This window comes from Pseudomonas sp. TZ252 (assembly GCF_056110345.1).
In genome coordinates this window covers 14,260-38,084 of record NZ_CM148566.1, presented here as the reverse complement: position 1 = coordinate 38,084, position 23,825 = coordinate 14,260, and the positions used below count along the sequence as shown (strand labels likewise).

Genomic DNA, 23,825 nt, shown 5'->3' with positions numbered 1-23,825 from the left:
ATGATGAATTGGACATGGTTTCACAAGCTTGGGTCGCCCAAGTGGTTCTACGAGATCAGCGGCCGCTGGCTGCCCTGGTTCGCCGTGGCGGCGGCGCTGCTGATCGTCACCGGCTGCGTCTGGGGGCTGGCCTTCGCGCCGCCGGACTACCAGCAGGGCAATAGCTTCCGCATCATCTATATCCATGTGCCGGCGGCCTTCCTCGCCCAGTCCTGCTACGTCATGCTGGCCGTGGCCGGTGCCGTCGGGCTGATCTGGAAGATGAAGATCGCCGACGTGGCGGTGCAGTGCGCCGCTCCCATCGGCGCCTGGATGACCTTCGTCGCGCTGCTTACCGGGGCCGTCTGGGGCAAGCCGACCTGGGGCGCCTGGTGGGTCTGGGATGCGCGCCTGACGGCGATGCTGATCCTGCTTTTCCTCTATTTCGGCATCATCGCCCTCGGCCAGGCGATCAGTAACCGCGACAGCGCGGCCAAGGCCTGTGCCGTACTGGCCATCGTCGGCGTGGTGAACATCCCGATCATCAAATACTCGGTGGAGTGGTGGAACACCCTGCACCAGCCGGCCACCTTCACCATCACCGAGAAACCGGCGATGCCGGTGGAGATGTGGTTGCCGTTGCTGATCATGGTCCTCGGCTTCTATTGCTTCTTCGCGGCCATGCTGCTGGTGCGCATGCGCCTGGAAGTGCTCAAGCGCGAGTCCCGCACCGCCTGGGCGAAAGCCGAGGTGAAGGCCCTGGTGGAGAAGGCACGATGAGCTTCGAATCGTTCGGCGACTTCCTCGCCATGGGCCATCACGGCCCCTACGTCTGGTCGGCCTACGGCATCAGCCTGCTGGTGCTGGCGATCAATGTCGCCGAGCCGCTGCTGGCCCGGCGCCGCTACCTGCAAGAAGAGGCGCGTCGTCTGCGCCGGGAGGCCCAGCAGTGAATCCGGTCCGCAAGAAACGTCTGATCATCGTCCTCGCCATCGTGGCGGGTGTCGGCGCCGCGGTGGGCCTGGCGCTGTCGGCCCTGCAACAGAACATCAACCTGTTCTACACCCCGACCCAGATCGCCAACGGCGAAGCGCCGACCGACACCCGCATACGCGCCGGCGGCCTGGTGGAAAAGGGTTCTCTGCAACGCAGCGAGGATTCGCTGAACGTGCGTTTCGTGGTCACCGACGGCGCCAAGGAAGTGACCATCGCCTACCATGGCATCCTTCCCGACCTGTTCCGCGAGGGGCAGGGCATCGTCGCCCTCGGCAAGCTGGGCGGCGACGGCGTGCTGGTGGCCGATGAAGTGCTGGCCAAGCACGACGAGAACTACATGCCGCCGGAAGTCACCAAGGCGCTCAAGGACAGCGGCCAACTGAAGCACTACGAGAACGGCAAGACCGCCGGCGAGACCTCGTACAACCAGGAGGGCAAGTAGATGATCCCCGAACTCGGCCACCTGGCCCTGATCCTCGCCCTCTGCCTGGCCCTGGTGCAGTCGAGCCTGCCGCTGGTCGGCGCCTGGCGCGGCGACCGCCAGTGGATGAGCCTGGCGCGCCCGGCGGCCTGGGGGCAGTTCGCCTTCCTCGCCTTCGCCTTCGGCTGCCTGACCTGGGCCTTCCTGCGCGACGACTTCTCGGTGGCCTACGTGGCCGGCAACTCCAACAGCGCGCTGCCCTGGTACTACAAGTTCAGCGCCGTCTGGGGCGCCCACGAAGGTTCGCTGCTGCTCTGGGCGCTGATCCTCGGTGGCTGGACCTTCGCCGTGTCGATCTTCTCCCGGCAACTGCCGGAGGTCATGCTGGCCCGCGTGCTGGCGGTGATGGGCATGATCAGCACCGGCTTCCTGCTGTTCCTGATCATCACCTCCAACCCGTTCAGCCGCCTGCTGCCGCAGACCCCGATGGACGGCAACGACCTCAACCCGCTGCTGCAGGACGTCGGCCTGATCGTCCACCCGCCGATGCTCTACATGGGTTACGTCGGATTCTCGGTGGCCTTCGCCTTCGCCATCGCCGCACTGCTCGGCGGCCGCCTGGACGCCGCCTGGGCGCGCTGGTCGCGGCCCTGGACCCTGGTAGCCTGGGCCTTCCTCGGTATCGGCATCGTGCTCGGCTCCTGGTGGGCCTACTACGAGCTGGGCTGGGGGGGCTGGTGGTTCTGGGATCCGGTGGAAAACGCCTCCTTCATGCCCTGGCTGGTCGGCACTGCACTGATCCACTCGCTGGCGGTGACCGAGAAGCGCGGCGTGTTCAAGAGCTGGACCGTGCTGCTGGCGATCGCCGCTTTCTCCCTGAGCCTGCTGGGCACCTTCCTGGTCCGCTCCGGCGTGCTCACCTCGGTGCACGCCTTCGCCTCCGACCCGGAGCGCGGGGTGTTCATCCTCGCCTTCCTGCTGCTGGTGGTCGGCGGCTCGCTGACCCTGTTCGCCCTGCGCGCGCCGGTGGTCAAGAGCCAGGTCGGCTTCGCCCTGTGGTCGCGCGAGACCCTGCTGCTGCTGAACAACCTGGTGTTGGTGGTGGCGGCCTCGATGATTCTCCTCGGGACCCTCTACCCGCTGCTGCTCGATGCCCTCAGCGGCGCCAAGCTGTCGGTCGGCCCGCCGTACTTCAACGCCATGTTCCTGCCGCTGATGGCGGCGCTGATGGCGGCCCTGGCGGTCGGCGTGCTGGTGCGCTGGAAGGACACCCCGAGCCGCTGGCTGCTCGGCATGCTGACCCCGGTGCTGGTGGCCAGCGCGGTCCTGGCGGCGGCCGGTTCGATGTACTTCGGCGATTTCAACTGGGCGGTGCTGGCGGTGTTCCTGCTGTCCGCCTGGGTGGTCCTGGCCGGTTTCCGCGACTTCCTCGACAAGACCCGGCACAAGGGCGTGCTGGCCGGCGCCCGCAGCCTGACCCGCAGCTACTGGGGCATGCAACTGGCGCACCTGGGCATCGCCGTGTGCGCCATCGGCATCGTCCTCAGCAGCCAGTACAGCGCCCAGCGTGACCTGCGCATGTCGCCCGGCGACACCGTCGAACTGGGCGGCTACCACTTCCTCTTCGACGGCGCGAAGCACCACGAAGGGCCGAACTACACCTCGGACAAGGGCAGCATCCACGTCAGCCGCGACGGCAAGGAGATCGCCACCCTGCATCCGGAGAAGCGCCTGTACACCGTGCAGAGTTCGATGATGACCGAGGCAGGGATCGATGCCGGCTTTACCCGCGACCTCTACGTGGCTCTCGGCGAGCCGCTGGAGAACGGTGCCTGGGCGGTGCGCGTGCACGTCAAGCCGTTCGTCCGCTGGATCTGGTTCGGTGGCCTGCTGATGGGCCTCGGCGGCGCCCTGGCGGCGCTCGACCGGCGCTACCGGGTGAAGGTGAAAACACGTGTGCGCGAGGCCCTGGGCCTCGCCGGTCAGGGAGCCTGAGTCTTGAAACGAGCGATTCTGCTGCTGCCGCTGGGGATCTTCCTGATCGTCGCGGTGTTCCTCTTCCGCGGCCTCTGGCTGGACCCCAGCGAGCTGCCCTCGGCGCTGATCGGCAAGCCGTTCCCGGCCTTCGACCTGCCCAGCGTGCAGGACCCGGCCCGGCGCCTGACCGAGGCCGACCTCAAGGGCAAGCCGGCGCTGGTCAACGTCTGGGGCACCTGGTGCCCGTCGTGCCGGGTCGAGCACCCGGAACTGACCCGACTGGCCGAGCAGGGCGTGGTGATCTACGGGATCAACTACAAGGACGACAACGCCGCCGCCATCAAGTGGCTGAACGAGCTGCACAATCCCTACCTGCTGAGCATCAGCGACGCCGACGGCACCCTGGGCCTGGACCTGGGCGTGTACGGTGCGCCGGAAACCTACCTGATCGACAAACAGGGCATCATCCGCCACAAGATCGTCGGGGTGGTCGACCAGAAAGTCTGGCGCGAGCAACTGGCGCCGCTGTACCAGCAACTGCTGGACGAGCCGGAGGCCCGATGAAGCGTTTCCTCGTCACCGCGCTGCTCGGTCTCGCCCTCTGCGGCGTGGCCCGGGCCGCCATCGACACCTACGAGTTCGCCAGCGACGCCGAGCGCGAACGCTTCCGCAACCTGACCCAGGAACTGCGCTGCCCGAAGTGCCAGAACCAGGACATCGCCGACTCCAACGCACCGATCGCCGCCGACCTGCGCAAGCAGATCTACGGCCAGTTGCAGCAGGGCAAGAGCGACGGCGAGATCGTCGACTACATGGTTGCCCGCTACGGTGATTTCGTTCGCTACAAGCCGCCGGTCAACGAGCGTACCTGGCTGCTCTGGTTCGGTCCGGGCGCCTTGCTGCTGTTCGGCGTGCTGGTGATCGGCGTGATCGTCCTGCGCCGCCGGCGCACCGCTGCCAAGGTGCAAACCACCCTGTCCGCCGAGGAGCAAGCGCGCCTCGCCAACCTGTTGAAGAACGATAAATGATCGATTTCTGGCTCGCTGCCGGCCTGCTGCTGCTGGCGGCCCTGGCATTCCTGCTGATTCCGCTGCTGCGTGGCCGTCGCGCCCAGGCCGAGGAAGACCGTACCGCCCTGAACGTCGCGCTTTATCAGGAGCGGATCGCCGAGCTGGCCGGCCAGCAGGCCGCCGGCACGCTGACCGCCGAGCAACTGGAGAATGGCCGCGCCGAGGCTGCCCGCGAACTGCTCGCCGACACCGAGGGCAGCGGCGAAGAGCGTAGCTCGCGCCTGGGCCGGGCGGTCCCGCTGGTCGCGGCGCTGCTGGTGCCGTTGGTCGCGCTCGGCCTGTACCTGCATTGGGGCGCCAGCGACAAGGTCGAGCTGGCCCGCGAATTCGCCCAGGCGCCGCACTCCATGGAAGAGATGACTGCGCGCCTGGAGCGCGCGGTACAGGCTCAGCCGGATTCCGCCCAGGGCTGGTACTTCCTCGGTCGCACCTACATGACCCAGGAACGCGGCGCCGATGCGGCGCGGGCCTTCGAACGCGCCGCCGAACTCAGCGGGCGGCAGCCGGAAGTGCTCGGCCAGTGGGCGCAGGCACTGTATTTCTCCGGTGGCAAGAAAATGACCGCGCAGATCAAGGCCCTGGCCGACGAGGCGCTGAAGGGCGACCCGGCCGAAGTGACCACCCTTGGCCTGCTCGGCATCGCCGCCTTCGAAGAGCAGCGCTACGCCGACGCCATCGGCTTCTGGGAGCGCCTGGTGTCGGTGTTGCCGAACGAGGACCCGGCACGCTCGGCGATCCAGGGCGGCATCCAGCGCGCCCGCGAGCGCATGACCGAGGCCGGGCAGACTCCGCCGGCGCCGGCCGCGCCCGCTGCCGCCGGGGTGACCCTGACGGTGAAGGTGGATATCAGCGACGCGGTGAAGGGCCAGGTCAAGGCCGACGACAGCGTGTTCGTCTTCGCCCGCGCCGTCGGCGGCCCGCCGATGCCGTTGGCAGTGAAGCGCCTGACCGTCGCCGACCTGCCGGCCGAGGTCAGCCTGAGCGATGCCGACGCCATGATGCCGCAGCTCAAGCTCAGCGGTTTCCCGCAGGTCGAGCTGGTGGCACGGGTATCCCGCGCCGGCAACGCCATCTCCGGCGAGTGGATCGGACGCGGCAAACCGTTGTCTACTGCCCAGTCGTCGGCGCAAGCGCTGACCATCGACGGCCCGGACCAGCCCCAGGCGGCCCGGCCATAACGACAATCGGTTGGGGAGGTGCGGCGGTGAAGGCGAAGTATCTGGGTCTGGCGATTCTCCTGGGCGGTCTCGGCGGGTGCGTGGTGCATCCGCCGCAGACCAGCGAACCGCCGGCCTCGCTGCCGCCGCAGAGCCAGCCGCAGCCCGGTCCGTCCAGCGCGCCCGGCGCCACCCCGCCGCGCATCACCCCGCAACCGCAGACTCCGGCGCAGCCCAGCCGCTCGCGTCCGCAGTTCGCCCCGCCGCCAGGCGGCAAGGGCGTCTGGGACGGCAGCCTGGGGGTCTACGTGATCCGTGGCGAGCGCGATCTCTACTACCGCCAGCGCACCTACTACCGCTGGGACGGCGGCTGGTTCTGGTCCACCAGCCCGCAGGGTCCATGGACCGAGACCGACGCTCGCGGCATCCCGCCCGGTCTCAGCCGGCGCTACGCCAATCCATGATCCCTAGGGGTTCTCCGGGTCGTGCCCGAGCGACTGGATGAACAGCGAGAACAGCTCCGGTTGCGAGGAAATGTCCAGCTTGGCGTACAGGTGGCGCCGATGGACCTTGATCGTCTCCGGCGAGATCGCCAGGCGCTCGGCCATGGCCTTCGACGAGTAGCCGCGAAGGATCAGGCGGGCGATCTCCAGTTCCCGTTCCGATAGCACGCTGGCGCCGAAGTGGCTGAGGGCGTCGCGTATCTGCGTGGCCATCTCTTCCTGCGGTGTAGCCGGCAACAGGCGCTGGCTGCGTTGCTGCCAGTGCTGCTGCATCAGCGCCAGGACCCAGCTCGAGAGCAAGCCGAGCATCCCGCATTCCTCGTCGGCGAACATCCTCTGCATGCCCAGCGACAGCGACAGCGCGCCCTGGCCGGGCACCTGTAGGATGAACTGCACCTCGTCCTCCAGAACGTTGTCGTGGAAGTAGCTGAGGTAGTACTCGCTCTGCCGGAAATGGTCCGGGGCGATCTCCTCGAGGCGGTACAGGCCGCTGGCCAGGCCTTCCCGGCAAGCCTGGTAGAAGGGGTCGAGCAGGTACAGCCCGTTCAGGTAGGCGAGCATCGAGGCCGGCCCGGCGTGCGGTTCGGCGTCGTATTCCTCCAGGGCCACCGGCACGCCGTTGGCGGGGTAGAAGATCGCCAGGGCGTTGTCGAACGGCAGGTGCTGGCGCAGCAGCAGGATCAATTGCTTCCAGAAACGGTTGCCGCCGATCTGTTCGATGGCGCGGCCCAGGCTGGCGTGCATGCCGATGTCCCGGAACAGGGTGTGCATCCGTATTCGCTCCACGGTGGGTTTTCGCAGGCTCCGGTTTGCGGCTTTTCCACCCGCCGCGTCAAGGGGCGTAACCCCAAAGGGTGATTGGCCCGCCGGTTCCGCGCTCCTAGAGTCGGCGCATAACCAGCGCCCCGGCAAGGGGCCGCCGCGAGTCTCCGTTACTGCCTCAACTTCAATAACAATCAGAGGACAACGACATGAGCTCTTCCCCCGCGCCCGAAAGCGCGCTGAAACCCACCCTGGGCGTGTTCGACGTGGTCGCCATCACCGTTTCCGCGGTCACTCCCGCCAGTTCCGTCTTCGTCATCGCCCCCTTCGCCATCCAGCAGGCCGGCACCGGCGCCTTCTGGGCCTTCGCCCTGGCCGGGGTACTGGCGCTGATGTTCGCCTGCTGCTACGCCGAGCTGGGCAGGGCGCACAGCACCGCCGGCGGCGAGTATGTCTACGCCAAGCGGGTGTTCGGCGGCTTGGCCGGCTACGCCACCTTCCTCACGGTGCTGGCGATGCTGCTGTTCATCCCGCCGGTGCTCGCCACCGGCGCGGCGACCTACCTGAACGCCGCCCTCGGCACCCACTTCGATGCGCAGACCGTGGCCCTGGCGATCGTTGCCTCCAGCTACCTGCTGGGCATCCTCAACATCCGCGTCAACGCCTGGGTCACGGGCACCTGCCTGCTGCTGGAAGTAGCGGCGCTGCTGGTGATCGTCGGCCTCGGTTTCGGCCATGCGCAGCAGCCGGCGAGCGTCCTGCTGCAGCCGCAGGTAGTCGGCGACGGCGGGCTGCTGGCGATCGCACCCTGGGCATTGGTGATCGGAGCGGTCGGTACCGCGCTGTTCTCCTACAACGGTTTCGGCGGCGCGGTGCTGCTCGCCGAGGACATGAAGGACGGCGGCCACAGCGTGCATCGTGCGGTGCTCTGGTCGCTGGCGCTGGTAGTACTGATCGAGATCGTCCCGCTCGCCGCGCTGCTGATCGGCGCGCCGTCGCTCCCGGCGATGCTCGCCAGCCCCGATCCGATCGGCTACCTGTTGAACAGCCATGGCAACGAGACGCTGTCGCGCCTGGTCAGCGCCGGGATCTTCCTCTCGGTGTTCAACGCCATCGTCGCCATCGTCATCCAGAGCGCCCGGGTGATCTTCAGCAGCGGTCGCGACGCGCTCTGGATGCCGGCGTTGAACCGTGCCTTCACCCGTATCCATCCGCGCTGGGAATCGCCCTGGCTGGCCACGCTGTTCCTCGCCATTCCCTCGGCGGCGCTGAGCTTCAGCTCCAACCTGGCCGAACTGACCTCGTTCACCGTGCTGCTGATTGTCATGGTCTACCTGATCGTCGCCCTCTGCGCGCTGTTCAGCCGGGTGCTGCGGCGCGACCGCGAGCATCCCTACCGGATGCCGCTGTGGCCGCTGCCGGCGCTGCTGGCGGCGAGCGGGGCGGGATACCTGCTGCTCAACCTGTTCCTGGCGGCCTCGGCCAGGGACGTGATGATCATCGTCGGACTGCTGGCGGTGTCGGTGATTCTCTACTGCACCTACGGCAAGCTCAGTCCGGCGTTCCAGAAGCTTTGAAACAGGAGTCCGCATGCGCGCTCGACAACTTGGCATCACCCTCGGCCTGGGCACTCCCGGCCCGTTCAACGCGATCACCGACGTTCCCGGCGTGCGCGTCGGCCACAGCACCCTGAACCAGCGGATCGACGGCAGGCAGGTTCGCACCGGCGTCACCCTGGTCCAGCCGCGCGCCGGTGCGGCGCGCCTGCAACCCTGCTTCGCCGGCTGCCATGTGCTCAACGGCAACGGCGACGCCACGGGCCTGGAGTGGATCCGCGAGGCCGGCCTGCTGACCACCCCGATCGCCATCACCAATACCCACAGCGTCGGCGCGGTGCGCGACGCGCTGATCGCCGAGGAGCGCGCCGAACTCGGCGACAGCGGGCTGTACTGGTGCATGCCGGTGGTGATGGAGACCTTCGACGGCCTGCTCAACGATATCTGGGGCCAGCACGTCGGCGCCCGCCAGGTCGGCGAGGCGCTGGCCTGCGCCGAGTCCGGACCGGTCCGCGAAGGTTCGGTGGGCGGCGGTACCGGGATGATCTGCCACGAGTTCAAGGGTGGCATCGGTAGCGCATCGCGGCGGCTTCCGGCGGAGCAGGGCGGCTGGACGGTGGGCGCGCTGGTCCAGGCCAACCACGGCCAGCGCCGCGAGCTGCGGGTCGACGGCTATCCTGTCGGCCGCCGGTTGGGCGACATCCCCTCGCCGTTCAGCGAGGAAGGCACCCCGGGTATGGGCTCCATCGTGGTGATCCTGGCCACCGATGCGCCGCTGTTGCCGCACCAGTGCCAGCGCCTGGCGCAGCGCGCCTCGATCGGCATCGCTCGCACCGGCGGTGGCACCGAGGACTCCAGCGGCGACGTGTTCCTCGCCTTCGCCACCGGCAACCAGGACCTGCCGCCAGCCGACTATGCGCGCAAGGACCTGCCGCAGAGCACGCCGCTGCGGATGCTCAACAACGACCACATCTCGCCGTTGTTCGCCGCGGCGGCGGAGGCGGTGGAAGAAGCCATCGTCAACGTGCTGCTGGCCGGCGAGGACATGCGCACCGAGGACGGCCGGCTGGTGCCCGCGCTGAAGGGGGAGACGCTCCTGGCGGCGCTGCGCGAGACCGGCTGGCCGGGACGCTGAAAGCGGCTCAGCGCCAGCCGCGGGTGCGCGCCACCGCTTCGCTGAAACGCACCTGCCAGCGCCGGGCGGTGCCGGCGTCGACCCGCGGCTGGAACTCCGTGCGGGTATTGCGCGGCTCCGCCAGTTCGTGGCCGAGGCCACGTGCGGCAAGGGCGGCGCAACCGAAGGCGGTGAGTTCGTCGAAGCGCTGGGTGACGATGCGCCGTTGCAGGCTGTCGGCGAGGAACTGGGCGAAGTAGGGGCTGCGCGCCAGGCCGCCGTCGATGGACAGGCGGTCGGTGACCTTCAGGTAGCCGTCCATCGCCTGGATCACCTCGGCGCTGCGCAGCACCACGCCTTCGAGCAGGGCCTGGCAGAGGTCCTCGCGGCGGGTGCCGGCGTCCATTCCCAGCCACATCGCGCCGGCGCTGCGGTCCCAGTGCGGGCATGCGAGTCCCGACAGGGCCGGGACGAAGGCCAGGCCGCGCTCGATGGCCGGCGGCCGGTCGAAGCCGGCCAGTTCCGAGAAGTCGCTGAACAGGCCGAGACGCCCGGCCCACTCGACCGCGGCGCTGGCGTCGTAGACCCCGCCGTCCATGGCGTACACCGGTTTGCCATCGATCTGCCAGGCGATGGTGGCGAGCAGGCCTGTCTCCGGCGAGCGGATGATCCGCTCGCCGCTGAGGGTCAGGGCGAAGGCGCCGGTGCCGAAGGTGATCTTCGCATCACCGGGCTGGCGGCAGCCGTGACCGTAGAGCGAGGCCTGCTGGTCGACCACCGAGGCCGTCAGCGGGGTGTTGCCGATCACCCCGAAATGGCCGACGGTATCGCGGATTTCCGGCAGGCACTCGATCGGCACGCCGAACAGGGCGCACAGGTCGGGGTCCCAGCGGCCCTCGGCGAGGTTCATCAATGCGGTACGCGAGGCGGTGGTGACGTCGGTGGCGAAGGTTCCGCACAAGCGGTCGAGAAACCAGGCATCGCTGGTTCCCAGGCGCAGGCGGCCTGCCTTCAAAGCCCTGCGAGCGGCAGGAAGGTGCTCGACGATCCAGCCCAGCTTGCTGGCCGAGAAATAGGCGTCGAGCGGCAGGCCGCTGCGTTCCAGGACCAGAGCCTCGGCGCCGCTGGCGCGTAGACGCTCGATGTGCGGGGTGGTGCGGTTGTCCTGCCAGACGATCAGCGGCGACAACGGCTCGCCGCTGCGGGCGTCCCAGGCCATGCAGCTTTCGCCCTGGTTGGCGAGGCCGATGGCGTCGACCCGGCCGCTGGCCTCCAGGCAGCGTTGCAGGTTGGCCAGCAGTTCCAGCGGATCGTGCTCGACCCAGCCGGACTGCGGATGGTGTTGCTGGTGACGCAGCGCCAACTGAATATCGGCGCTGCCGTCCTGGCTGGCGACCAGCACGCGGGTACTGGTGGTTCCCTGGTCGAGGGCGGCGATTCGCATGGTCGGTTCTCTTCGCGGGTTCAGTGGCCGGAGGTGAGGAAGGCGACTTCCAGGCGCCGGGTGTCCGGCGGTAGGCGCAGGGCGGCCAGCGGCACCAGCAGGCGGCGCTCCGGCAGACAGGACAGGGCACGCTCCCACACCGGGCGACCATCGGCCAGGATCCGCAGGCGGCCGCTGGCGGCCTCGCTTACGCGTAGCTGCAGATGCGCCAGGCCGGGTGTCGGGTCGGCCAGCAGCCGCTGCGGCACGCACAGCTTGAGCGGACCACTGCAATCGATGGCTATGCCAGGTGCGGCACTCGGCAGTTCGGCCCGCAGGTCGGCGGCCAGCAGGCCGGCGATCCTTCGTCCCTCGCGGAACGACCAGCCGGCGGTCTCGATCGGCCGGAGCAGGTTGCCGGCGGCGAAATAGGCGGGGTCGGAGCAGCGGCCGAACTGATCGATGCGCGGGCCGCCGCTGGCCGGGTCCAGTTCCAGGTGGCTGAGGCGGACCAGGCTCGATTCGGGAACGAAGCGTCCGCTGAGGAGGATGCCGTCGCAGGCGATCCGTTCGACGCGCCCGTCGCCCAGGCGTACCCGCGCCGCCTCGACCCGGCCGCGGCCTTCGATCTCCAGCAGCTCGCTGGAGAAGTGCATCGGTACTCCGCACAGCCTGGGAAACAACGATAGCGGCCAACGCGCAGTGGCCCGTGCGTTGCGTTCGAGCATGGCCACCGGGCGGATGCCGGCACGCCGGCAACTCATCACGGCGGACAGGCTGACCAACTCGGTGCCGACGATCAGCGGCCGTTCGAACGGCTTCAGGCCTTGCAGATAGAGATAGGCTTGCAGCGCGCCGGTATTGATCACGCCCAGTGGCCGGTCGCCGCCCAGCAGGCGTGCCGAGCGCGGCGTCTCGCGTGCGCCGGTGGCCAGCAGCACGCGTGTCGCGCGCAGACTGCGCGGGCCTTCGGGGGTGGCCAGTTGCAGCAGACCGGCGGCGGCGAGAGCGACCACGCTATGGCGCAGGCGGATATCCACCCCGGCCCGTTCAGCCTGTTCGACGTTACGCAGCGCGTAGGCCGGGCCGGTCAACAGGCGGCCGTGCTCGCGCAGGCCGAACGGCGGATGCGCGCAATGCCGGGGTATACCGCCGGCCTCGCCGTCGCGCTCCAGCACGCAGACCCGGGCGACGCCCTGGCGGCGTAGTTCGATGGCGGCCGCCAATCCGGCGGGACCGCTGCCGACGATGGCGACGTCGACCTGTTCAGTGATGCTCATGGCAACTCCCGGTGGCGAGGGGCTGGGCGAGGCGGCCGGCGCTCAGCTCGGCGACCCGCGCGTTGCAGTAGAAACCCTGGCAGCGTCCCATGCAGGCGCGGGTGCGACGCTTCAGGCCGCCGAAGTCGCCGGCTGGCAGCGGCCCTTCCAGGGCGGCGAGGATTTCCCGGCGGGTGACCATCTCGCAGTGGCAGACGATCTCGTCGTAGCCGGGACGCTGCCAGTCGCGCGGCAGGTGTTCGGCGAGGTTCGGTACCTGTGGCCAGAGCGGCTCGCGAACCGCTTCGTGGAAGCGCTCGCCCTGGTAGAGACGATAGACGTGGCGTGCGATGCCCAGCGCCGCGGTGAGACCGGTGGAACGGATGCCGCCGACACTGATCCAGTTGCGTCCGTCGACCTGGCGGATGCGGTATTCCTTCTTTTCGCTGGCCGGTCGCAATCCTGCGTAGGTGGCGGTGACCGGCATGCCGCGCAGGCCGGGGATCCGCTCGACGGCGGCGTCGATCAGTCGCTGCAGGGTGTCGCTGTCGACCCGTGCCTGTTCGCGGTCGTCCTGTTCCTCGGCGGTGGGGCCGGCGAGCAGGTTGCCGAAGACAGTACGGGTGAATACCACCCCCTTGGTCCGCTCGTTGGGTACCGGTAGCAGGATGTGCCGCAGCAGCGCCGCGGCGGCCTTGTCGAAGACCACGAACTGGCCCTTGCGCGGATGGATGGCGAAGCTCGCCGCGCCGAGCAGGCGCTGTTCCAGTTGGTCACCGAAGAGTCCGGCGCAGTTGATTACCTGGCGCGCGCGCAGATCGCCGCGGCGGGTATGCAACAGCCATTCGCCGCCGTCGAAGGCGCCGTCCAGCACTTCGACGTCGAAACAGGCCTCGGCGCCATGGGCCAGCGCCTGTTGCAGATAGGCGAGCGGCGCGGACCAAGGGTCGACCAGATGTTCCCCGGGGACCCGCACCGCGCCGAGCACGTTGCCGGCCAACTGCGGCTCCAGCGCCAGGACCTCGTCGCGACCGACCTGGCGGACGTCATCGACACCGTTGCCGTGGGCCTGCTCGACGATGGCCGGCAGGCGCGCCAGATCCTCGTCGCTCCATGCCGCCACCAGGGCGCCGGTTTCCAGCAGCGGCAGGTTGAGGCGCGCATGGATGTCGCGGTATTCGCGATAGCCCTCCTGCATGCAGGCCAGTTCGATGCTGCCGGGCGGCGCGTCGAAACCGGTATGGAGGATCGCGCTGTTGCCCTTGCTGGCACCGGAGAGGATGTCGGTGCTTTTTTCCAGTAGGACCACCCGTGCACCTTCCAGGGCGAAGCGGCGGGCCATGGCGCAACCCACCACGCCAGCGCCGATCACTGCAACGTCGAAGATCGCGGTCTTTGTCGCAAGCGGCTCAGTCATCGTTTCTGCCTGTTTCTTTTGGTATCAGTTTGCTTTCTGACCGTAACACTGATTTTTCACACAGAATTCTATGTGAAATTTGTTGTTTTAATGTGGCAACTGAAAGAGAAACAGTCAATCGATTAATCGACGGGCAGCCACCGGCACAGCCCCGGCCTGTCTCCGGGGCTGCGCGCGAGGGGAGTCAGGCCTGCGGGGTGCGCAGGGGGGCTTCGTGGACTTCCACCCGCGCCTGTTGCAGGGCTTCCCAGAGTTCCCCGGTAGGCTTGCGGTCGACCACCAGGCGGTTGATCCGGCTCAGCGGGAAGACCTGGAACAGGGCGCGCCGGCCGAGCTTCGAGGAGTCGGCGATAACCGTCAGTTGGCGGGCCTGGGCGATCATGGCACGGGCGATCTCGGCTTCCTCGATGGAAAAATCCATGGCGCCATCGCCGTTCAGCGCGCCGACGGTGATCACCGCATGCTCGGCGTTGAACCGGGCGATCTGCTCGATGGCCAGGGCGCCGACGTTCTGTTCGGATTCCGGGCGGTACTCGCCGCCGATCATGAATGCACGGTTGCCGGAGGCGCCGACGCTGCCGGCGATCAACAGCGAGTTGGTGATCACCGTCAGATGGCTCTGGCGCGCCAGTTCGCGGGCGAACAGCAGGGTGGTGGTGCCGGTGTCGATGAAGATGCTGTCACCGGGCCCGAACAGGCCGGCGGCGTAGCGGGCGACTGCGCGTTTTTCCTGGGCGTGCTCGTTCATTCGCGTCTGGAAGGCGTTCTCGTGCTCGCCGCTGGGCGGCAGGGCGGCCCCTCCGTGGAATTTGCTGACCAGGCCTTGTTCGGCCAGCGCGGCGAGGTCGCGGCGAATGGTTTCCTGAGAGGTGGAAAGGGTCCGCGCCAGTTCGTCCACCGAGATCCGCTCGCGCTGGCGCAACAATTCGAGAATGTGGCGGCGGCGTTCCTCGGGGCGCATCGTGTTCTCCCATGGGCCGCATCCTGGTGCGGCGATTGTTACCGTGAATCGCCCGGTAGCGCCTGGCGGCGCTGGGCGGAAGGGGGCGGGGCGAGGCTTTGCGCAGGCCCGGCGGAAAATCCCACAGGTCCGTAAGGCAGGTACGCTCTTGGATTGGCCGCCTACTTGACCGTATGGGTGACCAATTTAGGTAAAACGAACCTTCAAATCAACACGAAAACCAAATTGTGGCACGCGAAATGCGAGTGTTCGCTTCGGCGGAGCGACCGGCGTGGCCGGCCTCCCGACCAGACAACCAGAAGAACGCATCCCGCTACGGGAGCCTGCCGAGGGGAGAACGACGCAGATGGCCGAGTTCGGAAACTATGTGATTTACCTGATCATGCTGGGTGCGGTACTTGGCGCGCTGGCTTCCATCCTGCGCCCGGAAAGCGGTCTGGGCCGCGAGTTCGTCAACGGCATCCACGCCATCGGTCCGGTGTTCCTCGCCCAGGCCGGCATCATGGTAGCCATTCCCTATCTGTCGAAGGCGATTTCCCATGCCCTCGGCCCGTTCTTCCAGACCCTCGGTTCCGACGTATCCATCGCCGCGCTGTCGATCATCGCGGTGGACATGGGCGGCTACCAGTTGGCCGATGCCCTGACCGCCAACCGCGACATGTGGATTACTGCCATGCTGGTGGGCTACACCTCCGGCGCGACCATCGTCTACCTGATCCCGGTCGGCCTGACCATGCTCGAGCGCAAGGACCACAAGTACCTGGCGCTGGGGGCGATGGCCGGGTTGATCAGCATTCCGTTCGCGGTGCTGGCGGCGTTGCTGCTGATTACCCTCAACCACATCCCGGTGCGCGAACTGGTATCGACCGGTTCGCCGGCCCTGCACTACCTGTCGCTGGACTTCCTCGACATGCTTCGGCTGCTGGCGCCGCTGTTCGTCTTCTGCTTCCTGCTGGCCGCCGGCCTGAAGTACCGGGCGACGGCGATGGTCACCGGGTTCCTGGTATTCGGCAAGGTGATGGACGCGTTCATCAAGATGGCCCTGGCGCTTTCCATCGTCCAGCACTTCACCGGAGTCTTCACCAAGGTCTTCGGCGGCTGGGGCTTCGACCCGATGTTCGCCGACGAGAAAGAGTTGTTCCGCGCCATCGAGATCGCTGGCTACATCGGCATCATGCTGGCCGGGACCTTCCCCATCTGCTACCTGTTCCAGCGCTACTGCAAGCGCCCGATGGCGGTCCTCGGCCGTTACCTGGGGCTGTCCCAGCCGGGCGCCACCGCCTTTGTCATGGTACTGGCGAACATCATCGCCACCTACCACCTGTTCAAATACATGAATGCTCGCGACAAGGTGCTTTGCGTGGCCCTGGGCGTCTGCGCCCAGGCCACCATCGGCGATCACCTGGCATTCACCGCCAACTTCCAGCCGACGCTGATCCTGCCGATCCTGCTCGGCAAATTGTTCGGCGGCCTGCTGGCGGTATTCATCGCCATCCGCATCTCGGTGCCTGCCGCCGAGCGCTATGCGCGGCAGGAGCAGGAGCATGACGAGGCGGAAAAAAGCGCCCTGCACGCAGCCTGAAACATCCCCCGACGAGCGCCGCGAGCCATCGCGGCGTCGCTTTCCGCAACGAGGTAACCATGCGCAAGATATTCCTAGCCTGTCCCTACAGCCATGCCGACGCCGAGGTGGTCGAGCAGCGCTTCCGTGCCTGCAACGAGGTCGCGGCGACCATCGTCCGCGCCGGCCACGTGGTATTCAGCCAGGTCTCCATGTCCCACCCGATCAACCTGTGCCTGGCCGAGCTCGACCGCGCGGCGATCGGCAGGTTGTGGGCGCCGGTGGACGCCTTCTACATGGATCACCTGGAAGAGCTGATCGTCCTCGACCTGCCGGGCTGGCGAGACAGCGCCGGCATCCGCCGCGAGATGGAGTTCTTCGAGGCCGGCGGACAGCGGGTCAGCCTCTGGTCCGAGGTGGAGCACGAGTTTCGCTGAGGCGGCAGTGGCTGAACTGCAAGCCGAATGAAAAAGCCGGAAGCGCGAGCGCTTCCGGCTTTTTCGTCAAGCGGCGAGGGATCAGTTGGGGCTGTAGATCTGGTCGAATACGCCGCCGTCGATGAAGTGGGTCTTCTGCACGCTGCGCCAGTCGCCGAAGGTCCTCTCCACCGAGAAGAAGTCGACTTTCGGGAAGCGGTCGGCGAACTTGGCGAGGATCTCCGGGTTGCGCGGGCGCAGGTAGTTGTTGGCGGCGATGGTCTGGCCCTCGTCCGACCACAGGTACTTCAGGTAGGCCTCGGCCTGGGCGCGGCTGCCTTTCTTCTCGACCACCTTGTCGACCACCGCCACGGGGGGCTCGGCCTCGGCGGACACGCTCGGGTAGACCACCTCGAAGCCGCCTCGGCCGAATTCGCGGGCGATCATCTCGGCTTCGTTCTCGAAGGTCACCAGTACGTCGCCGATCTGGTTCTGCATGAAGGTAGTGGTGGCGGCGCGGCCGCCGGTGTCGAGCACCGGTACCTGCTTGAACAGCTTGCCGACGAATTCCTTGGCCTTGTTCTCGTCACCGCCGTTCTTCAGCACGTAGCCCCAGGCGGAGAGATAGGTATAGCGGCCGTTGCCGGAGGTCTTGGGGTTCGGCACCACTACCTGGACGCCGTCCTTGAGCAGGTCCGGCCAGTCCTTCAGGGCCTTGGGGTTGCCCTTGCGAACGATGAACACGGTGGCCGAGGTGAACGGCGCGCTGTTGTTCGGCAGGCGGGTCGCCCAGTCCTTCGGCACCAGGCCGCCGTTGTCGGCGAGGGCGTCGATGTCGGTGGCCTGGTTCATGGTGATGACGTCGGCGGGCAGACCGTCGATCACCGAGCGCGCCTGCTTGCTGGAACCGCCATGGGACATCTGGATGGTGATGTTCTCGCCTTTCTCCGCTTTCCAGTATTTCTGGAAGGCCGGGTTGTATTCCTTGTAGAAGTCGCGCATCACGTCGTAGGAGACGTTGAGCAGGGGCTGGGCGGCGTGAGCGGCGCCGCCGAGCGCCAGGCCGGCGGCCAGCAGGGAGGCGCTGAACAGTCGTTTCACAGGGCAGTTCCTTTGAGCATGTTGTAGTGGCTCGACTATAACGTCGGGTTATATGCAGGGTAAATATCAAAAACTGCTTTGCTTATTACCCGCTCGAGCCTATGCCGCGGCCGGCGCTTTGGCCAGCGCTAGTCGAGGCCGCTGACCGCCAGGTCCTTGGGATACTCCACGCTGAACTTCAGGGTGGCGCTGCGTTTCTCGCCGGGTTGCAGGGTCCAGTCCCACTTCAGCTTGCCGTCGTCCTCGCGCTTGACTTCCTGCGCCTTGGGTTCCAGCAAGGTGACCTGGATCTGCTCGTTGCGCGAGACCGGCAACTGGTCCTCGAACTGCACGCGTTCGGCGTTCTTGTGGTTGTTGCGCACGTCGATGCGGAATTCGTAGTTGACCCGCGTGCGGTTGCCGATCAGGCCGCTGCTGTCGGTATAGCGCTTGACCAGCTTGCGTTCGATGCCGATGCCCTCGTCGGCGCCCAGTGCCAGTTCGAAGCTCTCGCCGGGCATCACCCCGCGCAGATGGCCGCTGGCGACGAAGCTGTTGCCGAGAAAGGTATTCAGGGTGCCGGGGAGCAGCGGGTAGTCGCTGTCGTTGCGGGTCTCCGCCTCCAGGTAGGCGGTTTCGCGCAGGGCCGGGGCCGCCAGATAGCGCAGCTTGGCCGGCATTTCCAGGCGGGCGATGGTGACCTTCTGCGCGCTGCCGTCGCTGTTCAGGGTCGCCGGCACGGGGATGTGGAAAGAGGCGCTGGCGGCGCCGCTGCTGACCTCCGCGGTGGCGAGCCGCGCCTCGGCCAGCTTCGGCGCCGGGGCCGGCATGGCCATCTTCGCCGAGGTCCTGGCGATGGGAGCGGCTTGCGGCATGGGCGCCGGAACGTCCTGCATGGCCATCTCGGCACCGTAGTAGGCGTTGGGCGCGTCGATGTCGACGATCCAGGGATTCAGCCGCGGTACGTTGCCGCCCAGGGCCGGACGGGCGGTGGAGAGGGTCAGGTCGACGTCGGTCCAGTCTTCGCCGCTGCTCTGCCGGACCAGGCCCTGGTAGGTCAGTTCGATGGTCTTCGCGCCGTCGCGCAGGCGTGCGTCGTAGGTCGGCTGCCAGGAGGCGTCGCGCAGGGTGTAGTCGAGCTTCACCTCGACCTGTGCCGGTTGCTCCAGGGCGACCCGCAGGACCGCGCGCTTGAAGCGCTTGCCGTCGCCGTTGAGGGTGCCGCGCTGCTCCTGCAACTGCTGCTTGCGCTGTTCCAGTTCGGCGGCGCGGTCGTCCAGCTGGCGCTGCTCGGCGAGCAGGCGTTCGAGGTTGCCTTCGGTCAGTTGCAGCAGGCTCTTCAGCTCGTCGATGCCGGGCATGGGGCGATCCTTGCCGGGCTGGGTGCTGCCGCTCTGGATGTCGGCGAGGAACTTCTTCTGCGCTTCGAGCACGCTGCCGCGGTCATGGATTTCCCGCAGTTGCCGGTCTATCTCGCGCAGTTGCTGGTCGAGTTGCTGCACACGGTTGTCGTCCGGGCGCTCGACCCGTTGCGCGGCGCTGCTGACGTCGAGCAGGGTGGCGGCGGCGCTGGCGCCGAGGGACGCGCGCAGGCTGGCGTCGTCGAGCTGGAAGGGCAGTTGCTCCAGGGCGATCTCATGCTGGCCCTTGGGCAATTGCAGGCGGGCGGTGCGGGTGACCACGGCACGGTCGGCATAGACGGTGACCGCGCTGATGCGGCTGTCGACCGCTTGTGGCGCGGCCAGCAACGGAGCGCTGGCGAACAGGCCGGCGAACAGGAGCGGAGAGGCGGCGAGTCGATTCACGATATCTCTTCCTTGGGCGGATGGAGGGGCGAGGAACCCGTGCGTGCGGTTCCTTCCTGCTGCCTGAGACGCAAGCACGGCGAAAGACGGGTTAAGCGGTGCGAAGAAATTTTCCCGTGCGGCTCAGGCCGGCTGTTCCAGGCGCTCCAGGGCACCGCGCAGGTTGGCGCGGGCGGCGGCCTCCCAGCGCTGCCGCAGCGGTTCGCAGTGGTACAGCGCCGGTTGCTCCAGCAACTGGCGCAGCAACTTGCCGCGCCCGGCGCGGAACAGCGGTTCCGGCACCCAGGCGTATTCGGCGCGGACGTCCGCCTCGTAGCGTGCGTAGACCGGCGCCGGCGCGGCGAGGATGGCGAGGTCGAGATCCACCACCAGGGCTGCGTCGGCGTCTCCCGGCGGCGCCTGGTGACAGGTGGCCATGATCAGTTCGCGCAGGGCCGGCCGCAGCGCCGCCAGCCCGGCCTGGTCGAGCCAGTGCTCGGTGCTGGCGGCGCTGGCGGCCTCGTTGTCCTGGCGCTGGGTGTCGTAGACCAGGTCGTGGGTCCACAACGCCAGCTCCACCAGGTCCGGCCGCAGCGCCAGTTGGCGCCAGCGGTCGAAGTGCTCCAGGCAGGCGAGGATGTGGCGATCGCTGTGGTAGTGCCGGTCGGCCCCGCCATAGGCCGCCAGCAGCGCGTCGAAGGCATCCGCCGGCGGGTTGCCGCCGAGTCGCTGCCAGAGGGCGTCCCAGCGCTGCCGGTCAAGACTTCCCATGGCTGCCTTCCTCGCGAGGGAACAACGGGTTGCCGCAGCGGCAGCAGAATGCCGCCTGCACTTCGTGGGTCGCCTTGCGGCACACCGGGCAATCCCGCTGCAACAGGTTGGCCGGGTCCTGGCGCATCGCGGTGGCGAGTTCGGCGGTGAAGATCCCGGTGGGCACCGCGATGATCGAGTAGCCGGTGAGCATCACCAGGCTGGCGATGGCCTGGCCGAGCGGGGTCTTCGGGGTGATGTCGCCGAAGCCGACCGTGGTCAGGGTGACGATCGCCCAGTAGATGCCGCGGGGGATGCTGGTGAAACCGTGCTCCGGGCCTTCGACCACGTACATCAGCGCGCCGAACACGGTGACCAGGGTCATCACGGTGAGGAAGAACACGATGATCTTCTGCTTGCTGCCGCGCAGGGCGGTGAGCAGGAAATTGGCCTGGCTCAGGTACTGGCGTAGCTTGAGCACGCGGAAGATCCGCAGCATGCGTATCACCCGGACGATCAGCAGGTACTGGGCGTCGGGGTAGAGCAGGGCGAGGAAGCCGGGGAGGATCGCCAGCAGGTCGACCAGGCCGTAGAAGCTGAAGGCATAGCGCAGCGGCTTGGGCGAGCAGTACAGGCGCAGCAGGTATTCCACCAGGAAGATGCCGGTGAAGCCCCATTCGATGTAGGCCAGCAGGTCGCCGTAGTCCTGGTGGATTTCGTCGATGCTGTCGATCATCACTACCAGCAGGCTGGCCAGGATCACCAGCAGTAGCGCGCTGTCGAAGCGCCGGCCGTCGCGGGTGTCGGTCTGGAAGATGACGATGTAGAGGCGTTCGCGCCAGCTGTCGGGTGCGCTCATCGTGGCTCCTGATGATGGATGCGGCACCTTACCAGACTAGCCCGCCGGCGCCAGCGTTCCCCCGCTCAGGAGCGTCGCCGGCCGAGGCGCGCGCCGAGGCTGCCGGCCAGGCGCAGGTACAGGCGCTCGCCGCCGATGCAAAGCAGGCAGGCGAGGATGAACGGTGCGGTCAGCGCCGGCAGGCCGAGCAGGCCGAACAGCGGTTGCAGCGCCACCGCCAGGCCCATGCCGAGCAGTGGCGGCCAGACGCTGCGGTAGCGCAAGGCCAGGGCCAGCCCGGCAAGGGCGGCGTTCAGGCCGTAGAACCCGGCGAGCGCGCTCGCCCAGTCGTAGCCCAGCAGCCAGGCCAGCGGCAGGCTGGCCGCGGCGCCGGCGAGGGCCCAGGCGGCCGAGGGACGCGAGACCAGCAGCAGGCCGAGCCAGACCAGCAGCCCTGCCAGCGGTTCACCGAGGAAGATGATCTCGCCGATCCCCAGCGCTAGCGCCGCCAGCTCCGCCGTGCCGCTCCAGGCGCAGCTGAAGCAGCCGCCATGGGCCGCCGGGGCCAGGCCTAGCCAGGCGCCGAGGGGCACCAGCCACCAGCCGTTGAGGACGAAGCCCAGGGTATAGGGCGGTAGCCAGCGGCGTCGGCGCAGCCCATGCAGGAACAGGCGCTGCAACGCCACGCTGGCCAGGCAGCCGAGCGCTACCAGCGACACCAGCCCCGGCGACCAGGCGAAGCGGAATGCCAGCAGCATGCCGATCAGCACGGCGTTGTAGCCGTACAGCCCGGCCTCGATGTCGCTGTCGGCGCAGTGCAACAGGCGCGCCAGCAACGGGCCGAGGGCGCCGCCAAGGAGGGCGCCGGCGAGCAGCGGCGGCGCGCCGACGGCGATCGCCAGCAGACAGGCCAGGCCCAGGCGTGGGTCGCCCTGGAGGAACACCTGGCTGATGCCGCGCAGGAGGATTCGGGATGCATTGAGGAGAGATTGCAGGGGCATGGCGGTCAGTGCGGCAAGGGCCGCTCGGCAGGCACGGAGATGCCAGGCCTGCGCGAGGGGCGGGGGCGGTCATTGTAGGGTCTGGCGCGGAGGCGACGCACCCCGGACGAGAAGGCCAGGCGAGGGTCATGCATGCAGGGCGTTCCAAGAAGAAAAAAAGACCTCCGGCAGGAGTTGAACCGGAGGCCTTGAATGTCCATGGCCTGCATGGGAGTGCGCGAGGGAGGCCATGGTCCGACAAGAAGGTCTTTCCCGGATGGATGGAGACGCGGCCCCGTATTTCCGGCCCCATCCATCCGAGAGAGACAAGGGTGGCCCGACTCGCATGCCCGGGGGGACGGCGCGAGCCGGACCGAACTCGTTGCTTCAGAGGCCTCCCAGCGGCGGCGCCACGGTCTCGATGCGCAGCATGTTGGTCGAGCCGGGGCGACCGAACGGCACGCCAGCGGTGACCACCACGGTGTCGCCGCGGCGCGCCATGCGCTGGGCCAGGGCGATGTCGAGGGCGGTCGAGCAGATCTCGTCGACGTGCGCCAGTTGCTCGTTGACCACCGAATACACGCCCCAGGCCACGGTCAGTCGCCGCGCGGTGCGCAGGTTCGGGGTCAGGCTGAGGATCGGCGCCTTGGGCCGCTCGCGGGCGGCGCGCAGGGTCGAGTTGCCCGACTCGGTGTAGTTCACCAGCACCGCCACCGGGAGGATCCGGCTGACCCGGCGGATCGCGCAGCTGATCGCATCGGAGACGGTAGCGTCGGGCTGCGGACGGTTGACCTCGAGCTGGACGTGGTAGTCCGGCTCGGCCTCCACCTGGCGGACGATCTTCGCCATCATCTCTACCGCCTCGCGAGGGTATTGTCCGGAAGCGGTTTCCGCCGAAAGCATCACCGCGTCGGCGCCGGCGCCCACCGCGGTGGCTACGTCGGTCACCTCGGCGCGGGTCGGGGCGGGGGAGAAGCGCATCGACTCGAGCATCTGGGTGGCCACCACCACCGGCTTGCCGAGCTGGCGGCAGACCTGGACGATGCGTTTCTGGATGCCCGGCACGCTCTCCGCCGGCACCTCTACGCCGAGGTCGCCGCGCGCCACCATGATCGCGTCGGCGCGCTCGGCGATCGCCTCGATAGCGCTCACCGCGCTGGGCTTCTCGATCTTGGCCATGAGGAAGGCCTTGTCGCCGATCAGCCCACGGGCCTCGTCGATGTCCTCCGGGCGTTGCACGAAGGACAGCGCCACCCAGTCGACCCCCAGTTCCAGGCCGAAGGCCAAGTCGCGGCGGTCCTTGTCGGTCAGCGGGCTGAGTTGCAGCACCGCTTCCGGCACGTTGACGCCCTTGCGATCGGACAGCTCGCCACCCACCGCCACGCGGGTCTCGATGGCGTCGCTGTGGCAGTTGACCACTTCCAGGCGGATCTTGCCGTCGTCCAGCAGCAGGCTCATGCCCGGTTCCAGGGCATGGATGATCTCCGGATGCGGCAGGTTGACCCGCCGCTCGTCGCCGGGGGCGTCGCTGAGGTCGAGGGTGAAGGTCTGCCCACGCTGCAATTGCACGGCACCGGCGGCGAAGCGGCCGACCCGCAGCTTCGGACCCTGCAGGTCCATGAGCACGCCGATCGGGTAGTTCAGCTCCGCTTCCACCTCGCGCACCCAGGCGAAGCGCTGCGCGTGATCGGCGTAGTCGCCGTGGCTGAAGTTCAGGCGGAACAGGTTGGCGCCGGCCTCCACCAGGGCACGGATATCGTCGCGGCTGCGGGTGGCCGGGCCGAGGGTGGCAAGGATCTTGGCTTTCTTGTCGGCTGTCAT

At 67.9% G+C, this 23,825-nt stretch carries 23 protein-coding genes; 12 read left to right on the top strand and 11 right to left on the bottom strand.

Annotated elements, in window-relative coordinates:
- Genes ACYAF3_RS00180 through ACYAF3_RS00145 form a run of 8 tightly spaced genes read left to right on the top strand, consistent with a single transcriptional unit; the run spans window position 1 to window position 6,064 of the window.
- Window positions 1-759, top strand: coding sequence for a heme ABC transporter permease (locus ACYAF3_RS00180; RefSeq protein ID WP_003083135.1), 759 nt, complete (start codon window positions 1-3; stop codon window positions 757-759).
- On the top strand, window positions 756-932 hold the full coding sequence (gene ccmD / locus ACYAF3_RS00175) for a heme exporter protein CcmD (protein WP_003083136.1): 177 nt from the start codon (window positions 756-758) through the stop codon (window positions 930-932). Before ACYAF3_RS00180 ends, ccmD begins: the two co-directional genes overlap by 4 nt.
- Entirely contained in the window at window positions 929-1,417 is a 489-nt protein-coding gene (gene ccmE / locus ACYAF3_RS00170) for a cytochrome c maturation protein CcmE (RefSeq protein WP_003117796.1), read from the top strand. The genes ccmD and ccmE overlap by 4 nt, the downstream gene beginning before the upstream one ends.
- A complete protein-coding gene (locus ACYAF3_RS00165; protein ID WP_003107324.1) occupies window positions 1,418-3,391 on the top strand; it encodes a heme lyase CcmF/NrfE family subunit in 1,974 nt (657 codons plus the stop codon).
- Between the two features lie 3 nt (window positions 3,392-3,394).
- The gene (gene dsbE / locus ACYAF3_RS00160; RefSeq protein ID WP_003083138.1) at window positions 3,395-3,937 is read left to right on the top strand and encodes a thiol:disulfide interchange protein DsbE; all 543 of its coding nucleotides are present in this window, start codon (window positions 3,395-3,397) and stop codon (window positions 3,935-3,937) included.
- A complete protein-coding gene (ccmH, locus tag ACYAF3_RS00155; protein WP_003087150.1) occupies window positions 3,934-4,401 on the top strand; it encodes a cytochrome c maturation protein CcmH in 468 nt (155 codons plus the stop codon). The genes dsbE and ccmH overlap by 4 nt, the downstream gene beginning before the upstream one ends.
- Window positions 4,398-5,621, top strand: coding sequence for a c-type cytochrome biogenesis protein CcmI (gene ccmI / locus ACYAF3_RS00150; RefSeq protein ID WP_003083145.1), 1,224 nt, complete (start codon window positions 4,398-4,400; stop codon window positions 5,619-5,621). The genes ccmH and ccmI overlap by 4 nt, the downstream gene beginning before the upstream one ends.
- A 26-nt stretch (window positions 5,622-5,647) precedes the next feature.
- Complete coding sequence (locus ACYAF3_RS00145; RefSeq protein ID WP_003087156.1) at window positions 5,648-6,064, top strand: hypothetical protein; 417 nt, start codon at window positions 5,648-5,650, stop codon at window positions 6,062-6,064.
- A 3-nt stretch (window positions 6,065-6,067) separates the two neighbouring features.
- On the opposite strand, the gene ACYAF3_RS00140 is transcribed toward ACYAF3_RS00145, so the two are convergent.
- On the bottom strand, window positions 6,068-6,874 hold the full coding sequence (locus ACYAF3_RS00140; RefSeq protein WP_105579125.1) for a helix-turn-helix transcriptional regulator: 807 nt from the start codon (window positions 6,872-6,874) through the stop codon (window positions 6,068-6,070).
- Window positions 6,875-7,074: 200 nt separating this feature from the next.
- Here ACYAF3_RS00140 and ACYAF3_RS00135 point away from each other — a divergent pair, with 200 nt between their 5' ends.
- Window positions 7,075-8,442, top strand: coding sequence for an APC family permease (locus tag ACYAF3_RS00135; RefSeq protein ID WP_023131197.1), 1,368 nt, complete (start codon window positions 7,075-7,077; stop codon window positions 8,440-8,442).
- Window positions 8,443-8,455: 13 nt separating this feature from the next.
- A complete protein-coding gene (locus ACYAF3_RS00130) occupies window positions 8,456-9,556 on the top strand; it encodes a DmpA family aminopeptidase (RefSeq protein ID WP_003087164.1) in 1,101 nt (366 codons plus the stop codon).
- A gap of 7 nt (window positions 9,557-9,563) precedes the next feature.
- Here the strand turns inward: ACYAF3_RS00130 and ACYAF3_RS00125 are convergent, their stop codons facing one another.
- From ACYAF3_RS00125 to ACYAF3_RS00110, 4 genes are all read right to left on the bottom strand, one after another.
- Entirely contained in the window at window positions 9,564-10,979 is a 1,416-nt protein-coding gene (locus ACYAF3_RS00125) for a glycerol kinase (RefSeq protein ID WP_003114294.1), read from the bottom strand.
- Between the two features lie 20 nt (window positions 10,980-10,999).
- The gene (locus ACYAF3_RS00120) at window positions 11,000-12,238 is read right to left on the bottom strand and encodes an NAD(P)/FAD-dependent oxidoreductase (RefSeq protein WP_010793990.1); all 1,239 of its coding nucleotides are present in this window, start codon (window positions 12,236-12,238) and stop codon (window positions 11,000-11,002) included.
- A complete protein-coding gene (locus ACYAF3_RS00115) occupies window positions 12,225-13,634 on the bottom strand; it encodes an NAD(P)/FAD-dependent oxidoreductase (protein ID WP_003159947.1) in 1,410 nt (469 codons plus the stop codon). The genes ACYAF3_RS00120 and ACYAF3_RS00115 overlap by 14 nt, the downstream gene beginning before the upstream one ends.
- A 184-nt stretch (window positions 13,635-13,818) precedes the next feature.
- A complete protein-coding gene (locus ACYAF3_RS00110) occupies window positions 13,819-14,595 on the bottom strand; it encodes a DeoR/GlpR family DNA-binding transcription regulator (protein ID WP_003083169.1) in 777 nt (258 codons plus the stop codon).
- A 346-nt stretch (window positions 14,596-14,941) separates the two neighbouring features.
- Between ACYAF3_RS00110 and eutH the strand changes: the two genes are divergently transcribed.
- Both eutH and ACYAF3_RS00100 read left to right on the top strand, forming a co-directional pair.
- Entirely contained in the window at window positions 14,942-16,177 is a 1,236-nt protein-coding gene (gene eutH, locus ACYAF3_RS00105; protein WP_003083171.1) for an ethanolamine utilization protein EutH, read from the top strand.
- Between the two features lie 59 nt (window positions 16,178-16,236).
- A complete protein-coding gene (locus ACYAF3_RS00100; RefSeq protein WP_003083172.1) occupies window positions 16,237-16,593 on the top strand; it encodes a DUF1937 family protein in 357 nt (118 codons plus the stop codon).
- Between the two features lie 81 nt (window positions 16,594-16,674).
- Here ACYAF3_RS00100 and ACYAF3_RS00095 read toward each other — a convergent pair whose 3' ends face one another.
- From ACYAF3_RS00095 to pyk, 6 genes are all read right to left on the bottom strand, one after another.
- On the bottom strand, window positions 16,675-17,673 hold the full coding sequence (locus ACYAF3_RS00095) for a sulfate ABC transporter substrate-binding protein (protein WP_003145087.1): 999 nt from the start codon (window positions 17,671-17,673) through the stop codon (window positions 16,675-16,677).
- Window positions 17,674-17,801: 128 nt separating this feature from the next.
- Complete coding sequence (gene muiA, locus ACYAF3_RS00090) at window positions 17,802-19,457, bottom strand: mucoidy inhibitor MuiA (RefSeq protein ID WP_003114297.1); 1,656 nt, start codon at window positions 19,455-19,457, stop codon at window positions 17,802-17,804.
- A 123-nt stretch (window positions 19,458-19,580) separates the two neighbouring features.
- Window positions 19,581-20,207, bottom strand: coding sequence for an HD domain-containing protein (locus ACYAF3_RS00085; RefSeq protein ID WP_023088423.1), 627 nt, complete (start codon window positions 20,205-20,207; stop codon window positions 19,581-19,583).
- Window positions 20,194-21,045 (bottom strand): ion transporter, encoded by an 852-nt coding sequence (locus ACYAF3_RS00080; protein ID WP_003083179.1) that lies wholly within the window; start codon window positions 21,043-21,045, stop codon window positions 20,194-20,196. The genes ACYAF3_RS00085 and ACYAF3_RS00080 overlap by 14 nt, the downstream gene beginning before the upstream one ends.
- 65 nt (window positions 21,046-21,110) lie before the next feature.
- Window positions 21,111-22,025 carry an urea transporter gene (locus ACYAF3_RS00075; RefSeq protein WP_003083180.1) on the bottom strand — a complete coding sequence of 305 codons (915 nt, stop codon included), beginning with the start codon at window positions 22,023-22,025 and terminating at the stop codon, window positions 21,111-21,113.
- A 366-nt stretch (window positions 22,026-22,391) separates the two neighbouring features.
- Complete coding sequence (pyk, locus tag ACYAF3_RS00070) at window positions 22,392-23,825, bottom strand: pyruvate kinase (protein ID WP_019485650.1); 1,434 nt, start codon at window positions 23,823-23,825, stop codon at window positions 22,392-22,394.